Origin of the sequence: Vibrio sp. R-1, assembly GCF_035615595.1 — a bacterium.
GTDB lineage: Bacteria > Pseudomonadota > Gammaproteobacteria > Enterobacterales > Vibrionaceae > Vibrio > Vibrio cholerae.
This window is the reverse complement of the sequence record NZ_WPDC01000159.1, coordinates 1-2829: the sequence shown is the minus strand read 5'-3', so window position 1 is coordinate 2829 and position 2829 is coordinate 1. Positions and strand designations below refer to the sequence as shown.

The 2829-nt window shown below is 38.0% G+C and carries 4 protein-coding genes; all 4 read right to left on the bottom strand.

Annotation, left to right across the window (positions count from 1 at the left end):
- Positions 1–411, bottom strand: a 411-nt coding sequence (locus tag GOU96_RS17190; protein ID WP_324702044.1) for a glycosyltransferase, incomplete at its 3' end; no start/stop codon positions are given.
- Complete coding sequence (locus GOU96_RS17185; RefSeq protein WP_115150188.1) at positions 392–1615, bottom strand: O-antigen ligase family protein; 1224 nt, start codon at positions 1613–1615, stop codon at positions 392–394. The genes GOU96_RS17190 and GOU96_RS17185, both read right to left, overlap by 20 nt.
- On the bottom strand, positions 1612–2550 hold the full coding sequence (locus tag GOU96_RS17180) for a glycosyltransferase family 2 protein (protein WP_178088314.1): 939 nt from the start codon (positions 2548–2550) through the stop codon (positions 1612–1614). Before GOU96_RS17180 ends, GOU96_RS17185 begins: the two co-directional genes overlap by 4 nt.
- Before the next feature lie 8 nt (positions 2551–2558).
- Positions 2559–2829: glycosyltransferase family 9 protein (locus GOU96_RS17175; RefSeq protein ID WP_324702043.1), on the bottom strand; the 271-nt coding region annotated here is incomplete at its 5' end.

Below are 2829 nucleotides of genomic sequence, written 5' to 3'. Positions count from 1 at the left end.
TTTTGCGGTGGTAATGATGCCGTGGTTGCCATGCCGCCAAACCAACCCGTGTAATCCGGACGTTTTAATGGGGTCAGTGACATGTCGTGAACGGATCACTTTAATGCCGCTTAATGCCTTGACCAACGCACCATAAACACTGTCTCGGCTGCCGTGACAGTCTAAGAGTTGGATCTGATTTTGTTTGAGGAATTGCAGCAGACTTTTTAAGGTGCTCGGATGTACCGAACCTCGCACGCGCAATTCAAATGCGGGCAAGTTTTTTTCGCGCGCTTTTTTAATGATCGCCGCACCTGGACGGGCAACAATCCATGTAGGATGACCATGCTGATTCAGCCATTCGGTCTGTTCTACGATCCGTAATTCCTGACCACCCCAATCCATGGAGGTTTCAAAGTGAGCTATTTTCATGTTGATTTCCGATCATGATCGCAAGTGCTAGTGCTGACATATAAGTAACAGTGACTTCTTGGCTGAAGAATAGAACATCGCTAAGACCATAAAGAATGATAGTTAAACTGATTGACAGCAATAAATAGTTTTTTTCTTTCAAACTGAATTTTATTGTAAATAGATAGAATAATATTAATGCTGAAAATCCGGTAATTCCTTGTAGAGATATTGTGTCAATCGTCTCATTGTGCAGGTGAACATCTACGTATCGATAAATCATGGGATTGATGATATTTTCCTTAATTTGTCTATCTATCGATTGATAGCGTTGCTCCGCTGATTGCCCGAGGGGATGAGAGTAGGTTGATTTAGCACCTGCGATCCACATAGTAAAACGGTTGCCAAGGGAACCATTATCTTTTGTTTGGTCGAAGTTTATAATCTCTGTGAACGCTTGTGTTGCTCGTGGCTTAACTATACCGTCATAGTTTATAATGGTAGCTACTGAAATAATGGTTGCAAGCGATAGCAAAACGGTTTTTCTTATTTCATTTTTTAGCTTAAACATGAGCATGAGTAATGCGATAAATGTAAAGGCTAATATTGCAGCGCGTGTTTGTGTTAATAGGATTGAGTAGAGGCAAGCTCCGAATACTAAGGCTAAAAATATAATGTTATTCAGTGAGGGTTTTTCTTTTATACAGCAAAATAGGCTAAGTAATAGAACTGGTGTCAACATATAGGCGGTTGCTGTTGCTCTGTTTGTTGATAATTCAGTGCGTGCTAAGCCAAGAATATGAAACTGATAGGCTGAGTATACAGCGATAGCTAAAGCGACAAATGGCATAACTAGCCGAATGATGTTCGTTAGCTTTTCCTTATGTACACTGTCAGTATTGATTGCAAATGAGACAAGGAATGATGCTATGACAAGTCTTTTTCCTACATCAAAATAAGAGTTGTAAACATTACTGAAGTTGGAACTACTTGGTTCGTAGTACATTGACCAGATTATTTTTGAAAGTCCAAGGAGTAAAATCGATAGAGGTAATGCATTACTGATAATAGTCTGCTTGTTGATATTTGTTAAAAAGTAAATGATAGATAGATATCCTGCAATATAAAAAGTATCACGAGAATATGCTATGTTAAACATCGCTAAGGAAATAGACGCGAAAATAAATAATATTGTCGTATTAGGCAGTAGTTCTTTTTTATTCATGTTACATTCATTACCTTAAGTTTTAGTAGCATTCTTTTCCTACTTAATCTTACTTTGGGATCTAGAACGAAGCTAAGAGTGTTTATAGTGCTAAGTTTTCTTTTTGCATTCTCAGGAATAGGTAGTCTACCTTTGCCTCGAGCAACAAGATCTGATATGCATTTTACCCATAGGGCATTAACGATATTGGCATACTTTAGTTGAGGTGAGAAAATGTTTTCGATTTTTTCTAATGCATCGAATAACATAGCAATTTTTTCACCGCCCTTATCATTAGATATACTGCCAGTTCTTTTCCTATAAAGATAGAGGTGGCTATTGCAAAATAAAATATCGGTTGATTTTGATATGGCGTGGCCAATGGTGATTATATCTTCATAGCAGAGTGTTTCAGGGAAAAAATCATCTGTTAATAGTGAACGTTTAATAAACTTTCCAGCAATGTGTCCTTCTATTTTTTTATGCGACAGAAATAGTTTTGTTGCATTATCTTGACTGATTTTTTCTTGTTGAGTTAAATGTGTTATTGCGTCAACCTGAAAGTTATTATATACCTCGCTAATGGGTGTTATTACCATGTCGTATTTATTTGAGGCGAGGGTTTTTGTAATTAATGTTAATGCGTTATTTCGAAATGCATCATCGCTATCTAAAATAGTGATGTAATTGCCTTGGCATTGTTTAAATGCAAAACGTTTTACTTTTCCGACGTTATTATAGTTAACAGAGAAAAATCTTTTTTTAAAGTTATCTGGTTTATAGTTATTGATGATTGATACTGAGTTATCAGACGATGCATCATCAACGATGATTGCTTCAACTGTCGAACTTAATTTGTAGCCATGCAGAGCTTGATCTAAACTTTTTAGAGCTTGCTCAACATACTCTTCAGTGTTATGCACGGCAATAATTACGGATAAAATAATCTGTTCCATGATGCAATTCATCCAATATATATATCGATAATGTTGGATGCATTAATGCTATCCATATCATTATCGTTGGCAACTACTGATTCCTGCCCCTTCCCATACCCACCAATCAATCCCGGATCAGTTGGTCCATACAGCGTGATATTCGGGATATCCAGTGCGGCGGTCAGATGGCTGAGACCGGTATCGACGGAAATCACTTGCTTGGCACCGGCCAGTACGGAGGCAACTTGTGCCAAGGTTAGCTTGGGCAAAACGTCGACGTGGGAAAAGCCTGCGGCC